Origin of the sequence: Streptomyces lycii (assembly GCF_009735685.1) — a bacterium.
GTDB lineage: Bacteria > Actinomycetota > Actinomycetes > Streptomycetales > Streptomycetaceae > Streptomyces > Streptomyces lycii.
Window position 1 is genome coordinate 1 of the sequence record NZ_WHPN01000397.1, and the last position, 24,159, is coordinate 24,159.

The following is a 24,159-nucleotide window of genomic DNA, read 5'->3' on the forward strand; positions in this document are numbered from 1 at the left end:
CCGCCGTTTGCCAGATCCGCCGCCGCCCCGTGCCAGGACGGCCACGGCCGCCTGTCACGGCCGGCCGCGCCACTTGCCGGGCCGGCCACCGGCATCTGCCGGGCGCCGCGCGATGTTGCCGTGCCCCGGCCACCGCTGCCTCCAGGGCCGTACGACTGCCAGCCGGGCCCCACGGCCAACCGCCGGGCCGTACGGCGGCCACCCGCCAAGCCCTGCGGTCACCTGTCGGGCCGTACGGCGGCCACCCGCCAAGCCCTGCGGCTACCTGTCGGGCCGTACGACGCCCAGGATCCGCATCGAGCCCGCGCCGGCGACGGTGACCTGCCGTCCCGGCCTCGGCGCGTGCACCATCGAGCCGTCGCCGATGTACATCCCCACATGGCTCGCGTCACCGTGGTAGATGATCAGGTCGCCCGGCCGCATGTCCTTGATGCCGATCCGGTCCAGCTGCTTCCACTGCTCCTGCGAGGTCCGCGGGATCGGGGCACCGCCCGCCGCCCACGCCTGCGAGGTCAGCCCCGAGCAGTCGTACGTCCACGGGCCCTCGGCGCCCCACTCGTAGTCCTTGCCGAGCTGCGCCATCGCGTACGCGACCGCCTTCTTGCCCTTCTTCGACGCACGGGCGTCGATCTCGTCCCACACCCCGGAGTCCAGCCACTTCGCCTGGGCTGCGCGCGCGGCCTCGTCCTCCAGCTCCCGCAGCCGCTCCAGCTCCTCGGCCGCCAGCTCCGACTCCAGCTTCTCGGCGGCCTCGATCTTCGTCTCGATGCGCTTCGCCGCAGCGGCCTTCTTCTTCTGCTCCGCCTTCAGCTTCCGCCACTGCCCCTCGGCGGTCTCCGCGTAGGTGTCCAACTGCTTCCGCGTCCCGGCCAGGCTCTTGATCAGGCCCTTCTGCGCCTGCTGGCCCTTGCGGGCGACGGCCGCGTCGTGCAGATACGTCCCGGAGTCGCTGCCGAGCAGCAGATGCGCCTCGTCCGGCATCCCGCCCGCGCGGTACTGAGCCCGCACCATCGCGCCCGCCTGCTTCTGCAGGCGCTCCATCCGGCGCTTCGCCGCCGCGGCCTTCCGGTCGATCTCCGCGATCTTCTTCGACTGCCGCTCGGTCTTCTCCTTGGCCGAGTTGTAGGCGTCCGTGGCGCTGCCGGCCTTGCGGTAGAGCCCCTCGATCTCCTGGCGGACCTTCTCCAGCTCCCCGGACTCGCCGAACCCCTCCCCCGGCGCCGCGGTGGCCGCGGGGCGCTCCGGGTCGTCCGCCGACAGCGCGTGGGCCGCCCCCGGGGCCATCAGGGTGGCGCCCACCGCGCACACCACCGCCGTCGCCGTCACGATCGCCCGCTGCCGCCCCACCGGCCACCTCCGCCTCGGCTGATGCTTTCTTCCGTCCGCAGGCACAGCCTTGCTGACGGCTTGTCTCCCGAGCCGTGATGCTGCCATGACCGGCGGTATTTGGACAGAGGCAGATGAGCCGCCAGCCGCTCGGAAGCGCAAGGGCAGCCATGCCCCCCGGCCGCCACCCCGGCCGCCATCCCCGCCGCCACTCCGGACGTCACCCCGGGCGTTCGGCCGGTCACCGTACGTCCCCGGCGCGCCTGCCGTGACTTCCGGTCGCCGCACTGATAGGCGAGGTTCACCCCGCGTTCACTTGGGCCCGTCGATCGATTCACCTGATCTGCCTAATTTCAGCCTTACCGGTAGGTGTGCAGCCGCCGGGTGAACGCACATCACGCTACTTCTGCTTCGCCGCCCCGCCGGCGGGCGCCAGGAAGGAACTCACGGAAGTGAAGCTTCAGCGTAAGAACCGGCGCGGAATGCGCGCCCTCACCGTCGGCGCGGTCGCGGTCTCCGGTGCCCTGCTCCTCACCGCCTGCGGTTCGGACGACAACACCCAGCAGGGCGCCCAGGAGGGCACCCAGCAGGCCGGCAACATCAAGTGCGGCGGCAAGGGCAAGCTCCTCGCCTCCGGCTCTTCCGCCCAGAAGAACGCCATGGACCTCTGGATCAAGAACTACATGGCGGCCTGCCCCGACGTGCAGATCAACTACAACCCGGTCGGCTCCGGCGGTGGCATCACCCAGTTCAACCAGGGCACCACCGCCTTCGCGGGCTCCGACTCCGCCCTCAAGGACGACGAGGTCGCGGCCTCGAAGAAGATCTGCAAGAGCGGTCAGGGCATCAACCTGCCGATGGTCGGCGGCCCCGTCGCCATCAGCTACAACCTCTCCGGCGTGGACGACCTGGTGCTGGACGCCCCCACCATCGCCAAGATCTTCGACTCGAAGATCAAGAAGTGGGACGACCCGGCCATCAAGAAGCTCAACCCGAACGCCGAGCTGCCGTCCACCGACATCCAGGCGTTCCACCGCTCCGACGAGTCGGGCACCACGCAGAACCTCGGCAAGTACCTCGGCACCGCCGCTCCCGAGGACTGGAAGTACGAGGACGAGAAGTCCTGGCCCGCCAAGGGCGGCCAGTCCGCCAGCGGCTCCTCCGGCCTCGCCGCCCAGGTGAAGCAGGTCGAGGGCTCCATCGGCTACTTCGAGCTGTCCTACGCCACCGGCAGCCAGCTCGACACGGTCAAGATCGACACCGGCGCGTCCGAGCCCGTCGAGGCCACCGCGGAGAACGCCTCCAAGGCCATCGCCGCCGCCAAGGTCATCGGCCAGGGCAAGGACCTCGCCCTGGAGCTGGACTACGCGACCAAGGCCGAGGGCGCCTACCCGATCATCCTCGTCACGTACGAGATCGCCTGCGACAAGGGCAACAAGCCCGAGACGCTCGACGCCATGAAGTCCTTCCTGACCTACACGGCCAGCGAGGACGGCCAGAAGATCCTGCCGGACGCGGGCTACGCGCCGCTGCCGGCCGAGATCGCCACCAAGGTCCGCGAGGCCGTTCCGTCCCTCTCCTGACCCGCAGGGCGGGCCCCGCGCACCACGCGGGGCCCGCCGGGTCCGAGGCCACCGCAGCCGTGCGGGACCTCACCCATCCGGTGCACCGCCGCCAGGGGACATCCCCTTCCAGACCGGAGCCATCATGAACACCACACCCACGGTCCCGGCGCCGCCGGCCGAGCCGGCCGGCCCGCCACCATCCGCCAAGGGCACGGCGACCCGCCCCGGGGACAAGATCTTCCTCGGCCTCTCCCGCGGGTCCGGCATCCTGCTGCTGACCCTGATGGCCGCTATCGCGGCCTTCCTGACCTACCGCGCGTACATCGCGATCTCGGAGAACGAGGCGAACTTCCTCACCTCCTTCGAGTGGAACCCGCAGGGCGAGCCCGTCGAGTTCGGCATCGCGATCCTCGTCTACGGCACCATCGTGAGTTCGATCATCGCGATGGTCATCGCCGTCCCGATCGCCGTCGGCATCGCGCTTTTCGTCTCGCACTACGCGCCGCGCCGGCTCGCCGCCCCGCTCGCGTACGTCATCGACCTGCTCGCCGCCGTGCCCAGCATCGTCTACGGCCTCTGGGGCGCCCTGGTGCTCGTGCCGTACCTCGGCGGCATGAACAAGTGGCTCGACCAGTACCTCGGCTGGACGTACATCTTCGACAAGACCGGTACCGGACCGGCGCGGAACCTCTTCACCGTCGGCATCCTGCTGGCCGTGATGATCCTCCCGGTCATCACCAACGTGACCCGCGAGGTCTTCCTCCAGTCGCCGAAGATGCACGAGGAGGCCGCGCTCGCCCTCGGCGCCACGCGCTGGGAGGTCATCCGGATGTCGGTGCTGCCCTTCGGCCGCTCCGGCATCATCTCCGCCTCGATGCTCGGCCTCGGCCGCGCGCTCGGCGAGACGATGGCCGTCGCCACCGTGCTCTCCCCGAGCTTCCTCTTCTCCGGCCATCTGCTGGACCCGGGCGGCGGCACCTTCGCCCAGAACATCGCCGCGAAGTTCAACGAGGCCGACGAGTTCGGGCGGGACGCCCTGATCGCCTCCGGCCTGGTCCTCTTCGTCATGACACTGCTGGTGAACGGCGCGGCCCGGCTGATCATCGCCCGCCGCAAGGAGTACTCGGGGGCCAACGCATGAGCAACGCCGTCATGGACCGGCAGCCGGCCACGGACACCCCGGCACCCGGCACCCTCGCCCACCGCCGCATGCCGCGCTGGGCCCCCGCGGGGCTGGCGCTCGCCTCGGCCGCGCTCGGCTCCGGCCTCGGCCTGGCCGCCGGCTGGCACAGCAAGGTCCAGTGGGGCCTGCTCGCGGCGATATTCTTCGTCCTCGGCACGTACGCGATCACCACGGCCGTCGAGGGCAAGCGGCAGGCCAAGGACCGCATCGCCACCAGCATCGTCTGGGTGTGCTTCGCGCTCGCGGTCGTCCCGCTGGCCTCACTGACCTGGACCACCGTCGCCCGCGGCGTGAAGGTGCTCGACGGATACTTCCTGTCGCACTCGATGGCCGGGCTCAACCAGATGGTTCCCGGCGGCGGCATCTACCACGCCATCATCGGCACCCTGGAACAGGTCGCCTTCGCGACCCTGATGGCCGTGCCCGTGGGCCTGCTCACCGCGATCTACCTGGTCGAGTACGGCAAGGGCCGGCTCGCCAAGGCCGTCACGTTCTTCGTGGACGTCATGACCGGCATCCCCTCGATCGTCGCCGGTCTGTTCATCCTCTCCACCTGGGTGCTGACCTTCGGCATGGGCCCGTCCGGCTTCGCCGGCTCGCTGGCCCTGACGATCCTGATGATGCCGATCGTCGTCCGCTCCACCGAGGAGATGCTCAAGCTCGTCCCGAACGAGCTGCGCGAGGCGTCCCTGGCGCTCGGCGTGCCGAAGTGGCGCACCATCCTCAAGGTCGTCCTGCCCACCGCCATCGGCGGCATCACCACCGGTGTGATGCTGGCCGTCGCCCGCATCGCCGGCGAGACGGCCCCGGTCATGCTGCTCGTACTGGGCAGCTCCTTCATCAACAACGACCCGTTCAGCGACGAGCAGGCCTCGCTCCCGCTGTACGTGTACCAGGAGTACATGCTCGGGACCCCGTACTCCTACGACCGGGCCTGGGGCGCGGCACTCACGCTGATCATGTTCGTCATGATCCTCAACCTGGTCGCCCGCGCCATCGCGCGCTGGAAGGCCCCGAAGACCGGCCGCTGAGGCACCGACATGCGGCTCCGTGCCCGGGGCCATCCCAAAGGATTGCGAGCAACACCATGGCCAAGCGCATCGACGTCAGCGGCCTGTCCGCCTTCTACGGAAGCCACAGGGCGATCGACGACATCTCCATGACCGTCGAGCCCCGCTCCGTGACCGCCTTCATCGGCCCGTCCGGCTGCGGCAAGTCCACCTTCCTGCGCACTCTGAACCGGATGCACGAGGTGACCCCCGGCGGCCGTGTCGAGGGCAAGGTGATGCTGGACGACGAGAACCTCTACGGCTCGTCCGTCGACCCCGTCGCCGTGCGCCGCACGGTCGGCATGGTCTTCCAGCGCCCGAACCCGTTCCCGACGATGTCGATCTACGACAACGTGGCGGCCGGGCTGCGGCTCAACGGTTCGTACAAGAAGCGCGACCTGGACGGCATCGTCGAGAAGTCCCTCCAGGGCGCGAACCTCTGGAACGAGGTCAAGGACCGGCTGAACAAGCCCGGCTCCGGCCTCTCCGGCGGCCAGCAGCAGCGCCTCTGCATCGCCCGCGCCATCGCGGTCGAGCCGCAGGTCCTGCTGATGGACGAGCCGTGCTCCGCGCTGGACCCGATCTCCACCCTCGCGATCGAGGACCTGATCGGCGATCTGAAGGAGCGCTTCACGATCGTCATCGTGACGCACAACATGCAGCAGGCGGCGCGCGTGTCGGACCGGACCGCGTTCTTCAACCTGGAGGCTGTCGGCAAGCCCGGCAAGCTCATCGAGATCGACGAGACCGAACGGATCTTCTCGAACCCCTCCGTCCAGGCCACCGAGGACTACATCTCCGGTCGCTTCGGATAGCGAGGAGCAACCGTCCTGCGGTGCTGCATGGCGGTGCCACCGCAAGACGATGGGCCCGCCCCCGATCACGGGGGCGGGCCCGCGGTGTTTCCGGAGGGCGGGTCCGTGTCGCCGTGGCCGTGTCACCGTTCCGCCCCGCCGTGGCCGTGGCCGTGGGGGTGGGCGTGGGGGTGGGGGTGGGCGTGGGCGTGGGCGTCTCGCCGTGGCCCTTGGGGTCGGCGACTCGCCGTGGCCGTGGGGGTATCCGCGTCGCGGGGACTGCGTTGTGGGATCCGGGTTGTGGGATCCGGGTTGTGGGATCCGGGGTGTCGGATCCGCGTTGTCGGATCCGGGGTGTCTGATCCGCGTTGTCGGATCCGGGGTGTCTGATCCGCGTTGTCGGATCCGCGTTGTCGCCCGCGTCGCGGGGGCCACATTGCCGTAGCCGCGCCGCCGGGGTCGTGCTGCCCGGCGCGAGCTGCCCGGTTCGCGTCCCCGGGGCCCGGCCTTCGTCTTGCCCCGGGCGGAACGGCCGGCCTGAGCGGGGTCGGTGGCCCGGGGCCGGCCGGTCGGCCGGAGCGGAAGGGCCGACCGGGGCGGAAGGGCAGGCCGGGGCGGAACCGTCAACGGAGCAGCGGGTCGGCCGGAGCGGAACAGCGAGTCTGCCGGACGGAACAGCGGGCCGGAACGGAACGGTCAGCCGAACGCCAGGTTCACGACCCAGAAGCTCAGCGCGGCCACCAGTGCGGCGGCCGGCATCGTGATGAACCAGCCCATCACGATGTTCTTCGCCACGCCCCAGCGGACCGCCTTGAACCGGCGGGTCGAGCCGACACCCATGATCGCCGAGGTGATGACGTGCGTCGTCGAGATCGGCGCGTGGAACATGAAGGACGCCGAGTACATGACCGAGGCCGCGGTGGTCTCCGCGGCGAAGCCCTGCGGCGGGTCCAGTTCGATGATCCGCCGGCCCAGCGTCCGCATGATCCGCCAGCCGCCGGCGTACGTACCGAGCGACAGCATCAGCGCACACGCGACCTTGACCCAGGTCGGGATCTGGTCGCCGTAGTCCTCGACATCGGCGATGACCAGCGCCATCACCACGATGCCCATGGTCTTCTGCGCGTCCTGGAGACCGTGCCCCAGCGCCATGCCCGCCGCCGAGACCGTCTGCGCGATCCGGAAGCCGCGCTTGGCCTTGTGCGGGTTGGAGCGGCGGAACAGCCACATGATGGCGGTCATCGCCAGATAGCCGAGGCCCAGGCCGACGAACGGCGAGATGATCATCGGGATGACGACCTTCTCGACAACGCCCATCCAGTAGACCGCGATGGAACCGGCGAGTGCCGCGCCGACCATGCCGCCGAAAAGCGCGTGGCTGGAACTCGACGGCAGCCCGAAGTACCAGGTGATCATGTTCCAGACGATGGCGCCGACCAGGGCCGCGAAGAGAATCGCCATGCCCCGCTCACCGGAGGGCGTCTCGATCAGGCCCTGGCTGACGGTCTTGGCGACGCCGCTGCCCATGAAGGCGCCCGCGAGGTTCATCACGGCGGCCATGAGCAGCGCCGCCCGCGGGGTCAGGGCGCGGGTGGAGACGGAGGTCGCGATGGCATTCGCGGAGTCGTGGAAACCGTTGGTGTAGGTGAAGCCGAGCGCGACTCCGATGGTCACGATGAGAGCGAAGGTGTCCACCGGGGGTCAGGACTCCTTGACCGCGATGGTCTCGACGGTGTTGGCCACGTGCTCGAACGCGTCGGCGGCCTCTTCCAGCACGTCCACGATCTGCTTCAGCTTGAGCACGTCCATGGCGTCGTACTTGCCGTTGAAGAGGTGCGCGAGCAGCTTGCGGTGGATCTGGTCGGCCTGGTTCTCGAGACGGTTGACCTCGATCCAGTACTCGGTGAGGTTCGTCATCGTCCGCAGGTTCGGCATGGCCTCGGCGGTCAGCTCCGCCGCCCGGGCCAGCACCTCGATCTGCTGGTCGACACCCTTCGGCAGCTCGACGATCTGGTACAGGACGACCAGGTCGACGGCCTCCTCCATGAAGTCCATGATGTCGTCGAGCGACGAGGCGAGGGAGTAGATGTCCTCGCGGTCGAACGGCGTGATGAAGGAGGAGTTCAGCTGGTGGAAGATCGCGTGTGTCGCGTCGTCCCCCGCGTGCTCCGCGGCCCGCATCCGTTCGGCGATCTCGGCCCGGGCGGAGGAGTCCGCCCCGAGCAATTCCATCAGGAGCTTCGAGCCCGTGACGATGTTGTCCGCGGACGCGGCAAACATGTCGTAGAAGCTCGTCTCCCTGGGGGTCAGACGAAAGCGCACGTGGGGTCCTCGGGGTGCATGGGATTCGGTCAGGCTGATGCTAGGCGCATCATCCGGCCACGGCTAACCGGCGTTGCTCAGTGTCGCCCATCGGGGAGAGTACCCGGCAAGGGGGCCCGTCATCCGGATGCGAATTGGGTAGGATATACCCGTGAGGGGTATATCGGGCGAGTTGCGCCCGCCCCTCATGACACGGGTCTCACCGTGCGGGGCAGCACAGGAGCACCGCCGACCACCGTACGAAGCACCGCCGCAGAAGCCACCGCGGCGGCGGGCCACCACGGCAGGAACCGCCGTCGCGCGGACGGCCACCGGGCGCCGCACGGCGCGAACGCCGGACCACGAACGCAACAGGAGGACGTCATGACCCCCACGGAGACCGGCGTGCACGGCTACAGCAAACAGAAGGACCAGCACCTCAAGCGGCTCCGCCGGATCGAGGGCCAGGTCCGCGGTCTTCAGCGCATGGTCGAGGAAGACGTCTACTGCATCGACATACTCACCCAGGTCTCCGCCTCCACCAAGGCCCTGCAGTCCTTCGCGCTGCAACTGCTGGAGGAGCACCTGCGGCACTGCGTCGCCGCCGCGGCGGTCGAGGGCGGGGAGGAGATCGACGCCAAGGTGGAGGAGGCGACAGCGGCCATCGCGCGACTGCTCCGCACCTGAACGACGACCTTCCGCGTCCCCGTACCACCGCCGCCCCGGACCGGGACCGCGGCCGCCACGGGCCGCGCTCGGCCGCCCGGAACCCGGGGCCGCTCGAAATCACCGGGCCGCCCTCACCCTCGTACCACTACCGCCCAGGACCGGGACTGCGGCCGCCACGGGCCACGCTCGGCCGCCCGGACCCCGGGGCCGTCCGGAACCCGCGGGCCGTTCGGAACCCCGGTGCTGTCCGGAACCCGTGAGCCGTTCGGAACCCGTGAGCCGCTGGGGCCGTCCAGCCGTCCAGCCGTCCATCCGTTGAGCCGTCGAGCCGCCCGGGAGCAGCGAGCCGCGGGGACCCCTCGAACCCCCGGGCCGCGGGCGGGCGGGCCCCGGTCCGCGGCCGGGCGGGACCCCGGTCCGCGGCCGGGCCGTCGAGCGCGGTTGCTCCGGGTCCGGCCCCGACGCCTTGCCGCCCTCCGGAATCGTGGACTCCGGCCCCGCCGGCCCGGAGCCCGGGCTCCGCAGCGCCCCGGCCGTGGCTAGTCGCGCCGGAACCAGAGGGACGGATACAGCCGCGGCGGCTGTTCGCCGGCCGCCCTCAGCACCTCGTCGATACGGTCCGGGCTGAGCCGCTCCTCGACCGTGGCCGATGCCGCGATCATCAATTCACCGCACAGCTCGATCTCGGCGAGTGCCACGTGGTCCTGGACGGTCCTCTGCTGTATGCGGGACACCGGCACCTGTGCCACCTCCTCCTCAACGAGCGTTGTCCGCCCTACCACGGACAGAGCCCAGCGTAGGGAGCCCGCCACACTACGCGCATGGCACGGACGGACCATTTCCGGCCCGCCCGTACGGCCCAAGCCGGGGGCGAAAACGCCTGGAGAGCGCTCTCAGGGACCGGTGACGGCAATGGTTCCGGCATAGATGTCGCGCTCCGGCGGAAGCTCCACGTCCACCCGGGCCCCGAAGGCGTACAGCACCGTGGTGGAGATCACCTCCACCTCCGGCCCCGGCTCCCGCTGCCCGCCCCCGTCCCGGCCCCGGTCACCCCGCTCGCCGCCATCGCCCCGGTCTCCCCTGCCGCCGTCCGGATCGCCCGGTTCTGCGAACGTGAAGCGGTGCCGCATCTTGCGCGGCACCCCCTCGCCGTCCAGGAACACGTCGAACGGCACGACCCTGGTGGAGAATCCGCGCGCCGCCGCGGCGAGCGCGCCCCGCGCGTGCCGCGAAGCCCGCTCCGCCGCGCGGCGGAGGTCTGAGATCCCACGGAAGTGCCGCACCACGGTGCCGTCCTCGTCGGCCCTGGCCCTGCCGACGTACCGCACCTCGCGGGCACCGCGCAGCAGCGCCGCGGCGGCCAGCGGATCCGTCGCGCCACCGGTCACCAGATTGCCGTCCGGCAGCCCGGTCGTATCCACCCGCACCCACTTGTCGGGCGGAACGCCGGCGCCGCGGTCCTTCATGTACAACTCACCGGGGGCCAGCAGCTCCGTGACCGGCCGGCGCTCCTCCGAACCGGCGGCGTCCTCCGGCAGCACGACCCGCAACCGGCCCAGCCCGCGGCCGTAGTCGAAGCCGCCCCGGCCGCGGATGACGACGCGGGTGCCGCCGTTCGCGGTCTCCATCGACGTACGCGCCCTGGAACTGCCGGAGCGGATCAGGGCATCGGCCGCCGCGCGCACCAGCGCCAGATCACCGGAGGCCCGGGCTCGCTCGTCGGCGCGCGCGTCCCGTTTCGAACAGCCGGTCGCCGCGACACTCGAGGCCAGGACCGCGGCCACGAGGAGCGCGGCGACTCCGCCCCTGTGCCCGTGCTGTCGCACCACCATCGGCTGCGCACCCCCAGAAGACCCGCGGTGACTCGTCTTCCTAACGACCGCCCCCGGTGACTCGTCACGGCCGCTACCGTGGAGGGGTGCGCCACCCAGCCCCGGACGACCGCCCAGTGCGGCAGGACGAGCACCGGACCGACACGTTCGAGCGGGGTGCTTTCTGCTCGGCGAGATGCTCCTGCGGCTGGCGCGGGCCGGCGCGGAGAGCGCGCTCCCAGGCCCGCAGCGACGGGGAGAGCCACCGGACCGCCGAGGGCTGACGGCCGGGTGCAGCGCGGTTCAGCCCCGGGCTCGCGCCCCTGGTAGGGCTCACCTCTTGGCCTGGGTTGCCCCCGGTCAGCCCGGCTCACCTGCCGGTGGCCGCCCGTCAGGCCGCGAGATCCCGGTCGCGGCCGGGCGGCTGCTGCTGCTCGTCGGTGTCCGGATTTCCACGCTCCGCCCCGCCCGCCGGCCGGTCGCCCGTGGACGGCGCCACGGAACGTGCCCGTACGAGCCAGCCGGCGCGCGAGTCGGCGACGGTGCGGGTCAGCGGATTGAGCATCGCCATGGCCGGGGGCGCGAGGAGCAGCGCCACCGCGGTGCCGAGGGCGAAGCCGCCGATGACGTCGGTCGGGTAGTGCACTCCCATGTAGATCCGGCAGAAGCCGGCGAGCACCGCCAGCGCGATGGCCACCAGCCCGAACCTGCGGTGCGCGACGAAGATCCCCACCGCGATGGCCATGGCCATGGTCGAGTGGTCGCTGACGAAGGAGTAGTCGGTCTTCCCGTCGACCAGGACCTCGAGGCCCTTGTGGTCCAGGAACGGCCGCGGCCGTTCCACGAAGGAGCGGATCGGGATGTTGACGAGCAGCGCCAGCCCCGCGGCGAGGGGCGCCCAGACGAGACCGGCGACGGCGGACGGGCCGTCCTCCCGCTTTCTGACGCCCCACCAGCACCAGAGCATCAGGGCCGCGAGCGCGAAGATGGTGCCGTACTCGCCGGTCCACTCCATCACGCGGTCGAACCAGTGCGGGGCGTCCACCGCGAGACCGTTGATGTCGTACAGCAGCTCGACGTCGGGACCCGCCGCTCCAGTGGCCTGCGCCCCCGGTGACCCCATTGCCATCCCAGCCATGTGACACGGCCCCTTGTCTCTAACGCCTGCTCAATATTCGGTCACTGCACCCCCGTGCCCTGCCGCGCCCCCGTGGCGGCGGCGGCCCCGTGACGGCGGCCCCGCGTTCGGGTGTGCCGTCGCTCAGCCTTCCCCCGCAAGAGAACTCCACGGGCGGACACCGCGTTCCGTACTCCATCGAAAGATCACCAGGACGTTACCGAAGGGTGACCCGTCGTCGCAGCTCAGCGGCGAGTCCGACACGGAGCGTCCATCAGTGGTGACGCCATGGCCACTCTAAGGGTCCGCCCTGCCCGGGGCGTGCGGCACCCCCTCCCGGGGCGCCCGCCCGACGGGTCAGTCTTACGCGGCGTTCCTGTCGGGGAGTGCCTTTGCGCCATCTCCGGTGACCCTGGTGGCGCCGAAGTAGTCCGGCGTATCGATCTTGTCGAAACGGATCACGGCACCCGTGTAGGGCGCGTTGATCATGTACCCGCCGCCGACGTAGATGCCGACGTGCCGGATGGCCCGGGAGTCGGAGAGGTCGTCCGAGAAGAACACCAGGTCACCGGGGAGCAGCTCGTCGCGCGCCGGGTGCGCTCCGGCGTTGTACTGGTCGTTCGCCACCCGCGGCAGCGTGATCCCGACGCTCTCGTACGCCGCCTTCGTCAGCCCCGAGCAGTCGAAACGCCCGCCCTGCTCGGCCGTGCCGTTACCGCCCCAGAGGTACGGGGTGCCCAGCTTCTGCTGCGCGTAGTAGATCGCCCCGGCGGCCTGCTTCGACGCCGGTACGCCCGCCGCCGGCGCCTCGAAGCTCTTGGCGAGCGTCTTGATCGTCTTCACGTAGTTCTGCGTCTCGCGGTACGGCGGCACACCGTTGTACTTGATGACCGCGTACGGACCGGCGTTGTACGCGGCCAGCATGTTCGCGGTCGGATCGCCCGGCGCGTCCTGCACGTTTTTGGCCAATTTGCAGTCGTACGAAGCCGCTGACGGAATCGCGTCCGCCGGGTTCCACACGTCGGCCCTGCCGTCCCCGTCCCCGTCGACGCCGTGCACCGCCCAGGTGCCGGGGATGAACTGCGCTATCCCCTGGGCTGCCGCGGGGCTCTGGGCCTTGGGGTTCCAGCCGCTCTCCTGGTAGAGCTGCGCGGCCAGCAGCGCAGGGCTGATCTCCGGGCAGTGATTCCCCCACTGGAGCACCAGCTTCTTGTACGCGGCCGGTACGGCGTTCGCCGCCAGCCCCGCCGAACCGGCGCCGCCGTTCATGAGGTTGGCGGCCACGGTGTACGTGCCGACCACGAGCAGCGCCAGCAGGCTCATGACGAGCCCGAAGCCGACGCCGACACCCAGCCAGACCTTCCGCATGCCCTCTACCTTCCCCCACGGACCGTCAGTTCACCGGCGATGCAGTGGACGGTACAACGCCGCCCGCCGGATGGCGACGGCGCACGGAGGCGCCCGGAGGCGGGGCGGGAGGCACGGCCGGGGTCACGGGAGCAGACCGCCATGAGCCCACTTGACCGCGGACCGGCGGCAGGGTCCCATGCGAGGGAGACCGGAGGACACCGGTCCGGCGGCGAGGGAGCGAGGCCGCCGAAGAGTGGGAGGACACCGTGCCGGAACCGGAACTCGAATGGCAGCAGCCGAAGTCCCTCGAGGAGGGGCAGGAGGAGTGGCTCGAAGTCGCCTTCGGGCCGGACGGGCTGGTCCACATCAGACAGAACACGCGGCCGGACGAGATCGTCACGACCACGACGGCGAAGTGGGACGCCTGGGTGCTGGGCGTGAAGGCCGGCGAGTTCGACCACTTCGTGGAGTGAGCAAGCACACCCTCCTTCGTAACCCACCGTTGCCGAAAGTGACTTACCGTGATACACAGAGTAACGGTAGGCATCCGCACCAAGGATTCACACCGGATCCGCCGAGAAATACCGCTGAGGCGGCATGACCCGGCTGATTCGTCGGCGAAGATAGAGACGGACCCGTGCCGAGCGGCGCACGGCGCACGACTACCCACTAGGGGCGGTGAGTTCCACAATGTTCCTGGCAGCCGAAAAGGGCGACATCACCACCATCATCGGCGGCATCGCCCCCGACTGGGGGCCGTTCGGGAGCCTGGGCAACGAGGCCCGGGTCATGATCGAGGTCGTGATGGCGATCGCCATCCTCCTCTGCCTCGGCATCGCGATCTGGGGTGCGGCGAAGCAGCGCATCGGAGCCACGGCGCTGCGCGACACCTTCAGCGCGGAGCAGGGCAAGGGCCTGATCGTCGCCGGGCTGACGGGCGTCTTCATCATCGGATCGCTCGGCACCGTGTTCACCATCGTCTACGGCATGGCCGTCTAGCGCCGGACGGCCGCCCCGCGACGCGTTCCCGCCCTCGCAACCCCCGTGGCGGGCCGACGCGTCATGAAGTCATGTCCCACCTGTCCGTCGTGCCAACCGGCAGAGGTTGCGTCTCTTTGATGTCCAGTCATCACACCCCGCCCGAGCGGATTCCAGCAGGGCCGCTGTCGCACCCCCGCCACTACGATCAAGCCCAGGACGAGCAGGTCCGGGGCAGGGGACCTGCGGTCGAGTTCGAGGAGACGTGGCGGGCATGAGTTCCGGTGATCACGGCTACGGCGGCGACCAGACCCGCACCAGGCTGCCCGAGGGCAGCGCCGGTGACGCCTACGGCAGCGGGCGCCGGCCCGGCGGCCGCCCGTCAAGAAGCCTGATCACGGTCGTGGGTGTGGTGGTCCTCCTGGTCGCCGCGATCGCCTTCGCCAACCGCGGCGGCGGGAACGGCGGCAACGGCGGGGTCGACGGCAACGGCGGTGCCCCGCAGGCCCGTCAGACCGCCCCGACGGGCGAACGCCCGGTGACGGGCTCGGAAGCGGGCATCGCCTCCGGCTTCCCGAAGACGGAGCAGGGCGCGGAGTCGGCGGCGGCGAACTACGCGGTGGCGCTGGCCTCGGCGGACATCCTCAAGCCCGACCGGCGCCAGGAGCTCGTGGAGCAGCTGTTCGTGCCCAGCCGGGCGGCTTCCCTCAAGACCCAGTTCGACAAGGCCTACTCCAAGAGCTTCCTCGACAAGCTGGGCCTCGACGAGAACGGCGACGCCGAAGAAGGCATGACGTACGTGTCGCGCACCGCTCCTGTCGGCACCAAGGTCACCGACTTCGGCAACGACAAGAGCCGCGTCGAGGTCTGGTGCACGGGCGTGTTCGGCACCGCGGGGGTCGGCTCGACCAACCCCGTGGTCAACGACTGGTTCACGATGACGCTGGACCTGCAATGGACCAACGGGGACTGGAAGACCGTCAACTTCTCCCAGAAGGACGGTCCGGCCCCCGTCAACAGTGATCGCAAGGCGTCCGACGCGGACGAGATCGCGAAGGCCGTCGAGGAGTACGGAGGGTTCACCTATGCCCGGTAGCCCACGCCGCCGCGCGCTCACGCTTACCGGCGCCTTCGCGGCGCTCCAGACGGGCCTGTTCCTCTTCGCGGGCCGAGCTGTCGCCGAACCCACCCCCCCGGCCGAAGACAACAACTGCGACATGATCTTCGGCCAGGCCAAAGAGCTCTGCGAGCGTGACGCCGACAGCGGTGGCGACCCCACCGGTCCGCTGGAGGCCAACAACCCCCTGGACCCCCTGGCCTCCCTCGCGAAGGGCACCGCCGAGGCCGCCGCCTACGTCGTCGACAAGCTCTCCGAAGCCGTCGAGAAGACCGCGACCGTCGACTTCACCAACGCCGAGTTCCTCAAGCAGTACGCCCTCGTCTTCGCCGTCGCCACCTTCCTGACCCTCCTCCTCTGGCTCTTCGCCGTCGCCAAGCGCGCCATCCGCGGCGTGCCGTTCACCGAGGCCGTCACCGAGGCCATCGGCTTCCTGTGGCTGACCGTTCTCGCCTCCGCCTTCACCCCGTTGATCCTCTACACCGTGGTGTCGGCGACCGACAGCCTCACGGAGCTGATAGCGGCGGGCACCTCGTCGCAGACGGACGCCTTCTTCGGGTCGTTCTCCGAGGCACTGGAGAAGGGCGACAACATGGGCGGCGGGCCGATCATGCTGATCGTCGTCAGCCTGGTGTCGATCCTCGCCGCCGGCATCCTCTATCTGGAACTGGTCATCCGGGCCGCGCTGCTCTACGCCGGCGCGCTGCTCGGTGTCATCGTCTACGCCGGACTGGTCGACAAGAACCTGTGGGGCCATGTCCGCCGCTGGGCGGGCATCATGATCGCCGTCATTCTGGTCAAGCCGGTGATCGTGATCGTGCTCGGACTGGCCGGCGCGCTCAGCGGCTCGGAGGACGGGCCCAACGCGTTCTCCGCCGTCGTCTCCGGACTCGCCATCATCCTGCTGGCCATCTTCGCCAGCGCCATGATCTACCGCTTCGTTCCCGGCTTCGGTGACGAGGTCATGTCGGCCCGCACCAACCGCAAGGCCGCCACCGACGGCGCACAGGCCGCGGCCCTGATCTCCTCCCCGGCCGCGCTCGTCAAGCAGGGCATCAAGACACACAGCAGCCGCGGTGGGGGCGGCGACGAGAGTTCGTCGTCCCGGTCTGCGCCCCGCCCGCAGAACCAGGTGTCCGGCGGGGTCGCCGCGCACAGTTCCCGCGGCGGCTCCCCCGCACCGGCCGGGAACGGCGCGGGCACCAGCACTCCGGCGCAGGCTTCCCGTACGGGGAACCGCGGCGGCGGCAACACCAGTGGAGGTGAGCGGCGTTGACGACGCATCCCCAGCCGATCGCACCCCGGCGCACATATCTGATCGGCCGTGCCCGGCCGAACGCCATCGTCGGCAAGAACCGCGAGACCGGCGAGATCGTGCTGATCATCGCGGGCGCGTTCCTCGGCATGATGAGCGGCCTGCTGGTCCCGGTGCTGTCGCTGCGCATCGTGCTGCTCGTGGGCTTCCCGATGCTGGCGCTCGCGCTCGTCTACATGCCGTACAAGCACCGGACCTTCTACAAGTGGTTCGAGATCAACCGCTCCTACAAGCGCATCCTGCGGCAGGGCACGGCTTACCGATCCGGGGCGATCGAGGCCGGTGTGCGGCTCGACGGCCGCGAGGTCGAGGTCGGGCCGCCGCCCGGCATCGGCCGGATCAACTGGCTGGCCGCCCCCTTCGGCCCCGACGAGATCGCCGTGCTGCTGCACGCCGACCGGCGCACCGTGACGGCCGCGATCGAGATCGAGGGGCCGGGCGTCGGCCTGCGGGACAGCGAGGACCAGGAGGCGCTGGTCGACCGGTTCGGGACGCTGCTCAAGCACGTGGCCAACGGCGACGGCTTCGTGACCCGCATCCAGATGCTGGCCCGCACCCTCCCGGCCGACCCCGACGCGCACGCGAAGGACGTCGAGCGGCGCGGTGACCGCAGGTCGCCGGAGTGGCTCCAGGAGTCGTACGACCAGCTCCAGTCCATGGTGTCCACCTCCTCCGAGCAGCACCGCGCCTATCTCGTCGCCTGCATGCACTACACCCGCGAGCTGGCGTCCGAGGCGCACACGATGGCTCGGGCGGTCCGCGCGGGCAGCGGCCGGGGCCGGCTCGACAAGGACGCGGGCCTGGCCGTCGTCATGGCGCGCGAACTCACCGACATCTGCGCCCGGCTCGCCGAGGCCGACATCCGGGTCCGGCAGCCGCTGGGCCAGAGCCGGCTGGCCTCGCTCGTGCACTCGATGTACGACCCGGACCACCCGATCGACCACATCCAGGCGATGACCCGGCGCAACGCCTGGCCGGCCGAGCTGGACGCCGTGGAGCCGACGTATCTCCAGGCCAAGACGCGGGAGTCGGTGACCCGCGCCCCCTGGTGCCATGCGACGGCCTGGGTGAAGGAGTGGCCGATGACCCCGGTCGGGGTCAACTTCCTCGCCCCGCTGCTGGTGCACACCCCCGACGTGATCCGTACGGTCGCGGTCTGCATGGACCTGGAGCCCACGGAGGTCGCCATCGAACGGATGCTGACCGAGAAGACCAACGACGAGGCCGAGGCCAGCCGCGCCGCCAAGATGAACCGCACCGTCGACCCGCGCGACATCGCCGCCCACGGCCGCGTCGACCAGCGCGGCGAGGACCTCGCCAGCGGAGCAGCCGGGGTGAACCTCGTCGGCTACATCACCGTCTCGTCCCGCTCCCCGGAGGCGCTGGCCCGCGACAAGCGGACGATCCGCGCCTCCGCGGGCAAGTCGTACCTCAAGCTGGAGTGGTGCGACCGCGAGCACCACCGGGCCTTCGTGAACACGCTGCCTTTCGCGACCGGCATCCGACGATAGGGGCCCCGCCGTGCTCGATCCGCTGTCCGCCGTCACCGAGGCCTTCACCAGCTTCCTCTTCGGGAAGGTGGAGACGACCCGGCTGCCCGTCCGCACCTCCACCGGTCAGGCCCAGGCCGTCTACCTGCCGACGGCCGCCCCGGGTCTCGGCGACTCCGGGGTGATCATCGGGCGCGAGGTGTACTCCGGCAAGGGCTACATCTACGACCCCTTCCAGCTGTACGGCCAGCAGCTCCCCGCCCCGCACTGGCTGGTCCTCGGCGAATCCGGCAACGGCAAGTCGGCGCTGGAGAAGACGTACGTGCTGCGCCAGCTCCGGTTCCGGGACCGGCAGGTCGTGGTCCTCGACGCGCAGGGCGAGGACGGCGTCGGCGAGTGGAATCTCATCGCCGAACAGCTCGGCATCACCCCGATCCGGCTCGACCCCACGGCGGCGCTCAACGGCGGCATCCGGCTCAACCCGCTCGACCCGTCGATCACCACCACCGGCCAGCTCGCCCTGCTCCGCACCATCATCGAGGTCGCCCTCGGGCACGGCCTCGACGAGCGTTCGGGCTTCGCCCTGAAGGTGGCGCACGCCTACGTCAACGCGTCCATCACCGACCGGCAGCCCGTCCTGACCGACATAGTCGAGCAACTGCGCCACCCGGAGCCCGAGTCGGCGGAGGCCATGAACGTCGCGCTGGAGGACGTACGGGCCTGGGGTCTGGACGTCGCCCTCGTGCTGGACCGGCTCGTGGACGGCGATCTGCGCGGCATGTTCGACGGCCCGACGACAGCCGGGATCGACCTCGACGCGCCGCTGATCGTCTTCGACCTCTCACACATCGACCGCAACTCGATCGCCATGCCGATCCTGATGGCGATCGTCGGTGTCTGGCTGGAGCACACCTGGATCCGCCCGGACCGGGTCAAGCGCATCTTCCTGGTCGAAGAGGCCTGGCACATCATCAACTCTCCTTTCGTCGCCCAGCTGTTCCAGCGGCTGCTGAAGTTCGGCCGCCGGCTCGGCCTCTCGTTCGTCGCCGTCGTCCACCACCTCTCGGACGTCGTGGACGGGGCGGCGGCCCGCGAGGCCGCGGCCATCCTCAAGATGGCGTCCACCCGCACCATCTACGCCCAGAAGACCGACGAGGCCCGAGCCACCGGCAACGTCCTCGGGCTGCCCCGCTGGGCCGTCGAGATCATTCCGACGCTCACCCCCGGCATCGCCGTCTGGGACGTCAACGGCAACGTCCAGGTCGTCAAGCACCTCATCACCGAGGCCGAGCGCCCGCTCGTCTACACCGACCGCGCCATGACCGAGTCCTCCATGACCGACGAGGCGCTGGCCCTGGAGCGCGCGGCCGAGGCGGAGGCCGAGGAACGCGCCGCCCGGGCCATGGAGCAACAGCTCGCGGACGAGGTGGTCGGCTCCTCAGAGTCGACGGTGGCCTGAGCGTGGCCGGAACGGGTGCCACCGGGGGTGGCCGGGACGGACGGACCGAGGGCGGCATCCCGGACGGCCTGCTCGTCGGGCTGCTGGGCTTCCTGCTGCTGCTCACGTTGCTGGTGTGGACGGCGGCCGGGCTGTCCGCGCTCCTCGCGCACGGCTCCTGGCCCTCGGGCACCGGTTTCACCCATACGCCGGTGGCGATGCGGCATCTCGTCACGGACCCACGCGACCTCTCGACGGCCTGGCCGGACGCGGCAGGCGAGCTGTCCGGGCCCGGGCTGTTCTGGGGCATCTTCATCGGCGAGCTGATGGTGCTGATCGTGCTGGCGGTCTTCGTGGCCGGCACGGTCGCGCGCTGGCGCGCCGTGCGCCGGCGGGCGCGCGACAAGGCCGCCGCGGCGCCGGGCACAGCCGCCGGTGGTTCCGTATCGGGCCCGCCGGCGGAGACCACGGGTTCCGCGGCCGGCACCTCTCGGGCCGCGCCCGCGCACCACCCGGAACCACACGGCCGGGATCCGCACGCCCCGGAGCAGCACGGTCCGGGACAACACGCTCCGGGACAGCACGGCATGGGGCGGAACGGCTTGGGGCGGAACGGCTTGGGGCCACACAATTCCGGGCAGCCGGGTCCGGAGGAGTACGGCCAGGGACAGCGCCGTTCGGAGCAGCCCGGCCCGGAGGAGTACGACCAGCGGCAGTACGGTTCGGAGCAGCACACCCCGGACCGGCGTCACACCGGTCCCCCTCACGCCGCTCCCCCTCACGCAGCTCCGGACGCACCGGGCCCGGACACACCGGGCCCGGGATCGCAACACCCCGCCACGTACGCACCCGGTGCGCCCGCGCCGGGACCCGGCGGCACCCTCGATCCCGGCCCCGGCTCCGCGGCACATCCGCCCTCGCCGCCCCCCGCTGACGCCCGCCCCCCGGCCGCGGCGGCCCACCAGCCGCCGGGCACTGGTACCGCACACGAGACACCCCGTCACCGGGCGTACGGCGACGGCACGGAAGGCCCCGGCCACCCGTATCCGGAAACCGCCGAGCCACCCGCCCCGCCAACAGCACTCCGAGCCGCCACCGCTTCCGCCGCGCCGCCCGGCCCGCGGGCCGTCCCCGTGAACGGCCCGAATCAAGGCACCACCGCACCCTGGGGCGTGCACTTCACCGGGACGACCGGAGCGACCGGGACGACGAGTGCGACCGGACCGACCGGCGGCGCCGAGGCGCGCCGCCGGCTCGCCCTGCGCGCCGTCACCGGGGCCGCCGGCCCGCTCCTCGTCGTCACCTCCGACCCCGCGCTGTGGGCCGAGACGAAGGACGCCCGCGGCAAGCTCGGCCCCAGCCACCTCTACGACCCCGGGCAGCTCCTCGACACGCCCTCCCGGCTCCGCTGGTCGCCCGTCTCCGGCTGCGAGTCGCGGGAGGTGGCCGCCCGGCGCGCCTGCGCCCTGCTGGCGCCCGTACGCCCGCCGAGCGCCCTCGACTCCGCCATGGCGGAGACCGCCGAGACGCTGCTGCGCAGCTGGCTGCACGCCGCCGCGGTGGACGACCGCCCCTTCCGGCAGGTGCACCGCTGGGCCTCAGGTGCGGCCGCGCACGAGCCGGTACGCATCCTCCGTACGAACACCCGGGCCGCCGGCGGCTCGGCGGGCGAGCTGGAGGGCGCGCTCACCGCCTATCCGGAACGGCGCGAGCTGGCCCAGGAGCTGACGGCCCGCGCCCTGTCGGCGCTCTCCTCCGTCCACATCCGCAACGCGTGCAATCCGACCCGGGCGGACGCGCTCGCGCTGGAGTCGTTCGTGGCCGAGGGGGGAACGCTGTACGTCGTGGGCGAATCCATCGAGGACCCCCGCGCCCGTCCGGGCGCGATGCCGTTCCTCACCGCCCTCGTCTCAGCCGTGGTCGAGCACGGCCGCCGCGTGGCCGAACGGCGACCCGGCGGCCGGCTCGACCCACCACTCACCCTCGTCCTCGACGACATCGCGGCCGTGGCCCCCGTCCCGGAGCTCCCCGAGCTGGTGGCCTCCGGTCCCGCAAGAGGCCTGCCGACACTGGCCCTGCTCCGCTCCGAGGAACAGGCCCGGGCGCGCTGGCCCCGCCACTCCCTGGTGCCCTGACCGGGCGCCCTGACCGATCCGGCCGACCCGTCGGACACCGTACGAGACGAAGCGGAAGCACCTGACCTGCCGGATCACGACCCGGCGGCGGGACGGTCCGGGCCTCCGGCCCACGGCCGGACCAACGTGGAACCCCGGCGGCCGACCGGAAAGAGGGAGGGCCGGGACGGGGGCGGTCCAGGGCCGGACAGGTCCGGAACCAGGACCGGCAACCGCAGCAAGCGGGCCCCGCGCCGGCGTTACGCAGCAGCTCTGCGGGGGAACGCCGCAGTCAGGGCCGAACCCCGTCCAACACCCCGCGGACCAAACTGCCGGTCAACCCCGCAGACGAAGCTGTCGGTCAGCCCCGCGGACCACCGCCACGACCCACCTCCACGGCTCAGCTCCACGACCCACCTCCACGGCTCAGCTCTGCGGCTCAGCTCTGCGGGCGTTCCATGGCCAGCTCGTACTCGGTCTCGTCCGGGCGCGGCGGGAAGGCCATGGTCTGCCCGGTCGGGGTGAAGCCGAGCCGGGCGTAGAAGGCGCGGGCCCGCGGGTTGTCGCCGTGCACCCAGAGCCGGACGCGCTCGGCACCGGTGTTGTCCCACGCCCAGTTGACCGCGGTACGGAAAAGCTCCTCCGCCAGCCCCGTGCCGCGGTACTCGGGCCGGGTGTAGACACCGACGATGTGCAGCTGCGGCGGCACGGTCCCGTCCGCGGTCTCGTCGAGCAGCGCGAGCATGGCGACCCAGCTGCCGTCCGCGTCGGCAGCGAACACCGTGGTCGACGCCCCGCCCTCCGTGATGGGTGTCGCACGCCTGCGCCACGACTCCTCGCTCCGCTCGAGGCCGTCCTCGTACGTCTCGATGAACGCCACCCGGGCGACCGGGTCCCGCAGCGCGTCCAGCCGCAGCTCTCTGAGCCTGGCCCAGTCCTCGGGCCGGGCGGTGCCGATCTTGTAGTCCATGGCTCGATGCTCGCACGCGAAAACGGCCGTACGGCGTCCGGACGGCAACCGGACGCCCTACTACCGGAAGTGCCCCCTGGAGCGGACGGCTCGGCCGTACATCCCTCGGCGAGTCCCGCACGTCCTGCACAGCACGGCAACTCCAACCGTTCCAAGGGGGATTCATGGCACATCCTCGATTCTGTGCGACAGCCGCGGCCGTCGCCGTCGCGGCGACGCTCGCCGCGGCACCGCAGAGCGCCGCGGAGGCGAAACAGCCCTGCGAACCGGAGATCAAAGTCCTGGAGCGGATCGGCGGCGTGCCCTTCGGCGACGGAGTGGCCGACTTCGGCCGGGGCGGCCTCACCGTGGGCCGGTCGGGCGACCAGGCGACCTACTGGCTGGGGACCGAGGGGCATCCCGTACCGCCGGGCGACGGAACGGGCACCCTCTCCGTGCAGTCGAGCACGCTCACCGCCGTCAACGGGAACGACGTGATGACCGGCAAGGACTGGACGATCGACGGCGGAACGAGGTCGTACACCTATCGCCTCGGCGACCCGGCGGTGACCTGGCTGCCCGCTCCCACCACCGATTCCTGGGACGCCACCGACGTGCACGCCGAGGACATCAACGACCGTGGCCAGGTCGTCGGGTACGACGGGCTGGCCCGCAAGGCCTATGTGTGGCGGAACGGCGGCATGGTCCGCGAACTCACACCGCCGGCAGGAGTGACGAACGCGGAAGCCCACGCCGTCAACAACAAGGGAGCGATCGTGGGGCGTGGGCAGGCCCTGGCCGGGGACGGCACCCCGAGTGGCTGGGTGCTGCTGCTCTGGCCGTCCGGCGGCGGACCGGCCGACATACTCGGCCCGACCGGCTACGGCCAGCCCGACATCGACGAGCGTGGACGCGTCGTGGCCACGATGCCGCCCGACGCCACGACCGGTCTGCGGAAGGCGGTCCTCTGGGACCGTCAATACACCGCGGGCGCCGTCGAGGTGGACGGTCTCGCCGCTTTCGCGGGCAGCGGATCGTTCCGCGGCATCAGCCCCAGCAGCAGGCTGGTGGCCGGCACGGCGTTCAATCCCGCCGATCCGGGCAGGGCGTCCCAGGCTCAGGTGTGGCCGGGCCACGGGCCGGTACTGGCCCTGCCGCCCCTCGAACCCGGGACACCGTCGCAAGCAACCGCCGCGTCGGACAACGGTTCTGTCGGCGGTTACGCCGAGCAGTGGGGCGTGGACCACCCCGTGATCTGGACATGTGCCCTGGAACAGGGCTACCGGCCGGAGTAGCCCAAAACAAAAAGGGCTGGTCCCTGAATCGGAATCGATTCGGGGACCAGCCCTTTTCTCAAAGATTGTTCGGCGGCGTCCTACTCTCCCACAGGGTCCCCCCTGCAGTACCATCGGCGCTGAAAGGCTTAGCTTCCGGGTTCGGAATGTAACCGGGCGTTTCCCTAACGCAATAACCACCGAAACACTATGAAACAAACAAACCGGAACAACACAGTTCGTTATTTCAGAACCAACACAGTGGACGCGAGCAACTGAGGACAAGCCCTCGGCCTATTAGTACCAGTCAACTCCAACC

The 24,159-nt window shown here is 70.8% G+C and carries 21 protein-coding genes and 1 rRNA gene; 13 read left to right on the plus strand and 9 right to left on the minus strand.

The window, feature by feature from the left end; translation table 11 throughout:
* Window positions 1–261: 261 nt before the first annotated feature.
* On the minus strand, window positions 262–1,347 hold the full coding sequence (locus GCU69_RS27445; protein ID WP_235978737.1) for a C40 family peptidase: 1,086 nt from the start codon (window positions 1,345–1,347) through the stop codon (window positions 262–264).
* A 431-nt stretch (window positions 1,348–1,778) separates the two neighbouring features.
* On the opposite strand from GCU69_RS27445, the gene pstS reads away from it, so the two are divergent.
* The 4 genes from pstS (at window position 1,779) to pstB (ending at window position 5,938) form a co-directional block, all read left to right on the plus strand.
* Window positions 1,779–2,909 (plus strand): phosphate ABC transporter substrate-binding protein PstS, encoded by a 1,131-nt coding sequence (gene pstS / locus GCU69_RS27450; protein ID WP_098753053.1) that lies wholly within the window; start codon window positions 1,779–1,781, stop codon window positions 2,907–2,909.
* A gap of 124 nt (window positions 2,910–3,033) precedes the next feature.
* The gene (pstC, locus tag GCU69_RS27455) at window positions 3,034–4,032 is read left to right on the plus strand and encodes a phosphate ABC transporter permease subunit PstC (RefSeq protein ID WP_098753052.1); all 999 of its coding nucleotides are present in this window, start codon (window positions 3,034–3,036) and stop codon (window positions 4,030–4,032) included.
* Window positions 4,029–5,105 carry a phosphate ABC transporter permease PstA gene (gene pstA / locus GCU69_RS27460; RefSeq protein ID WP_098753051.1) on the plus strand — a complete coding sequence of 359 codons (1,077 nt, stop codon included), beginning with the start codon at window positions 4,029–4,031 and terminating at the stop codon, window positions 5,103–5,105. Before pstC ends, pstA begins: the two co-directional genes overlap by 4 nt.
* Window positions 5,106–5,161: 56 nt before the next feature.
* Window positions 5,162–5,938 (plus strand): phosphate ABC transporter ATP-binding protein PstB, encoded by a 777-nt coding sequence (gene pstB / locus GCU69_RS27465; RefSeq protein ID WP_098753050.1) that lies wholly within the window; start codon window positions 5,162–5,164, stop codon window positions 5,936–5,938.
* A 675-nt stretch (window positions 5,939–6,613) separates the two neighbouring features.
* On the opposite strand, the gene GCU69_RS27470 is transcribed toward pstB, so the two are convergent.
* Together GCU69_RS27470 and GCU69_RS27475 are read right to left on the minus strand one after the other, a co-directional pair.
* Window positions 6,614–7,612: an inorganic phosphate transporter gene (locus GCU69_RS27470; protein WP_098753048.1), complete on the minus strand. Its 999-nt coding sequence runs from the start codon at window positions 7,610–7,612 to the stop codon at window positions 6,614–6,616.
* A gap of 6 nt (window positions 7,613–7,618) precedes the next feature.
* Entirely contained in the window at window positions 7,619–8,239 is a 621-nt protein-coding gene (locus tag GCU69_RS27475; protein WP_098753047.1) for a DUF47 domain-containing protein, read from the minus strand.
* Between the two features lie 363 nt (window positions 8,240–8,602).
* On the opposite strand from GCU69_RS27475, the gene GCU69_RS27480 reads away from it, so the two are divergent.
* Entirely contained in the window at window positions 8,603–8,905 is a 303-nt protein-coding gene (locus GCU69_RS27480; RefSeq protein ID WP_098753046.1) for a metal-sensitive transcriptional regulator, read from the plus strand.
* A 521-nt stretch (window positions 8,906–9,426) separates the two neighbouring features.
* On the opposite strand, the gene GCU69_RS27485 is transcribed toward GCU69_RS27480, so the two are convergent.
* The 4 genes from GCU69_RS27485 to GCU69_RS27500 form a co-directional block, all read right to left on the minus strand.
* The gene (locus tag GCU69_RS27485; RefSeq protein ID WP_098753049.1) at window positions 9,427–9,621 is read right to left on the minus strand and encodes a hypothetical protein; all 195 of its coding nucleotides are present in this window, start codon (window positions 9,619–9,621) and stop codon (window positions 9,427–9,429) included.
* A gap of 159 nt (window positions 9,622–9,780) precedes the next feature.
* Entirely contained in the window at window positions 9,781–10,719 is a 939-nt protein-coding gene (locus GCU69_RS27490; protein WP_156207476.1) for a hypothetical protein, read from the minus strand.
* A 370-nt stretch (window positions 10,720–11,089) separates the two neighbouring features.
* The gene (locus tag GCU69_RS27495) at window positions 11,090–11,836 is read right to left on the minus strand and encodes a phosphatase PAP2 family protein (RefSeq protein WP_098749791.1); all 747 of its coding nucleotides are present in this window, start codon (window positions 11,834–11,836) and stop codon (window positions 11,090–11,092) included.
* Window positions 11,837–12,178: 342 nt separating this feature from the next.
* On the minus strand, window positions 12,179–13,183 hold the full coding sequence (locus GCU69_RS27500) for a bifunctional lytic transglycosylase/C40 family peptidase (protein WP_098749792.1): 1,005 nt from the start codon (window positions 13,181–13,183) through the stop codon (window positions 12,179–12,181).
* A gap of 248 nt (window positions 13,184–13,431) precedes the next feature.
* Between GCU69_RS27500 and GCU69_RS27505 the strand changes: the two genes are divergently transcribed.
* The 7 genes from GCU69_RS27505 (at window position 13,432) to GCU69_RS34140 (ending at window position 21,638) form a co-directional block, all read left to right on the plus strand.
* Window positions 13,432–13,638: a DUF397 domain-containing protein gene (locus GCU69_RS27505; protein ID WP_098749793.1), complete on the plus strand. Its 207-nt coding sequence runs from the start codon at window positions 13,432–13,434 to the stop codon at window positions 13,636–13,638.
* 217 nt (window positions 13,639–13,855) lie between these two features.
* The gene (locus GCU69_RS27510) at window positions 13,856–14,164 is read left to right on the plus strand and encodes a hypothetical protein (RefSeq protein WP_098749794.1); all 309 of its coding nucleotides are present in this window, start codon (window positions 13,856–13,858) and stop codon (window positions 14,162–14,164) included.
* Between the two features lie 253 nt (window positions 14,165–14,417).
* Window positions 14,418–15,239, plus strand: a complete 822-nt coding sequence (locus tag GCU69_RS27515; RefSeq protein ID WP_156207477.1) for a hypothetical protein — start codon at window positions 14,418–14,420, stop codon at window positions 15,237–15,239.
* Window positions 15,229–16,536, plus strand: a complete 1,308-nt coding sequence (locus GCU69_RS27520; RefSeq protein ID WP_156207478.1) for a hypothetical protein — start codon at window positions 15,229–15,231, stop codon at window positions 16,534–16,536. Before GCU69_RS27515 ends, GCU69_RS27520 begins: the two co-directional genes overlap by 11 nt.
* Entirely contained in the window at window positions 16,533–18,086 is a 1,554-nt protein-coding gene (locus GCU69_RS27525) for an SCO6880 family protein (protein WP_156207479.1), read from the plus strand. Before GCU69_RS27520 ends, GCU69_RS27525 begins: the two co-directional genes overlap by 4 nt.
* Before the next feature lie 10 nt (window positions 18,087–18,096).
* Window positions 18,097–19,524, plus strand: a complete 1,428-nt coding sequence (locus tag GCU69_RS27530) for an ATP-binding protein (RefSeq protein WP_098749798.1) — start codon at window positions 18,097–18,099, stop codon at window positions 19,522–19,524.
* Window positions 19,525–19,526: 2 nt separating this feature from the next.
* Entirely contained in the window at window positions 19,527–21,638 is a 2,112-nt protein-coding gene (locus tag GCU69_RS34140; protein ID WP_235978738.1) for a type IV secretory system conjugative DNA transfer family protein, read from the plus strand.
* A gap of 418 nt (window positions 21,639–22,056) precedes the next feature.
* Here the strand turns inward: GCU69_RS34140 and GCU69_RS27545 are convergent, their stop codons facing one another.
* On the minus strand, window positions 22,057–22,587 hold the full coding sequence (locus GCU69_RS27545) for a GNAT family N-acetyltransferase (RefSeq protein WP_098753045.1): 531 nt from the start codon (window positions 22,585–22,587) through the stop codon (window positions 22,057–22,059).
* Between the two features lie 164 nt (window positions 22,588–22,751).
* Here GCU69_RS27545 and GCU69_RS27550 point away from each other — a divergent pair, with 164 nt between their 5' ends.
* Window positions 22,752–23,861 carry a hypothetical protein gene (locus tag GCU69_RS27550; RefSeq protein WP_156207480.1) on the plus strand — a complete coding sequence of 370 codons (1,110 nt, stop codon included), beginning with the start codon at window positions 22,752–22,754 and terminating at the stop codon, window positions 23,859–23,861.
* A gap of 67 nt (window positions 23,862–23,928) precedes the next feature.
* Here the strand turns inward: GCU69_RS27550 and rrf are convergent.
* A 5S ribosomal RNA gene (rrf, locus tag GCU69_RS27555) occupies window positions 23,929–24,045 on the minus strand.
* Window positions 24,046–24,159 lie beyond the last annotated feature (114 nt).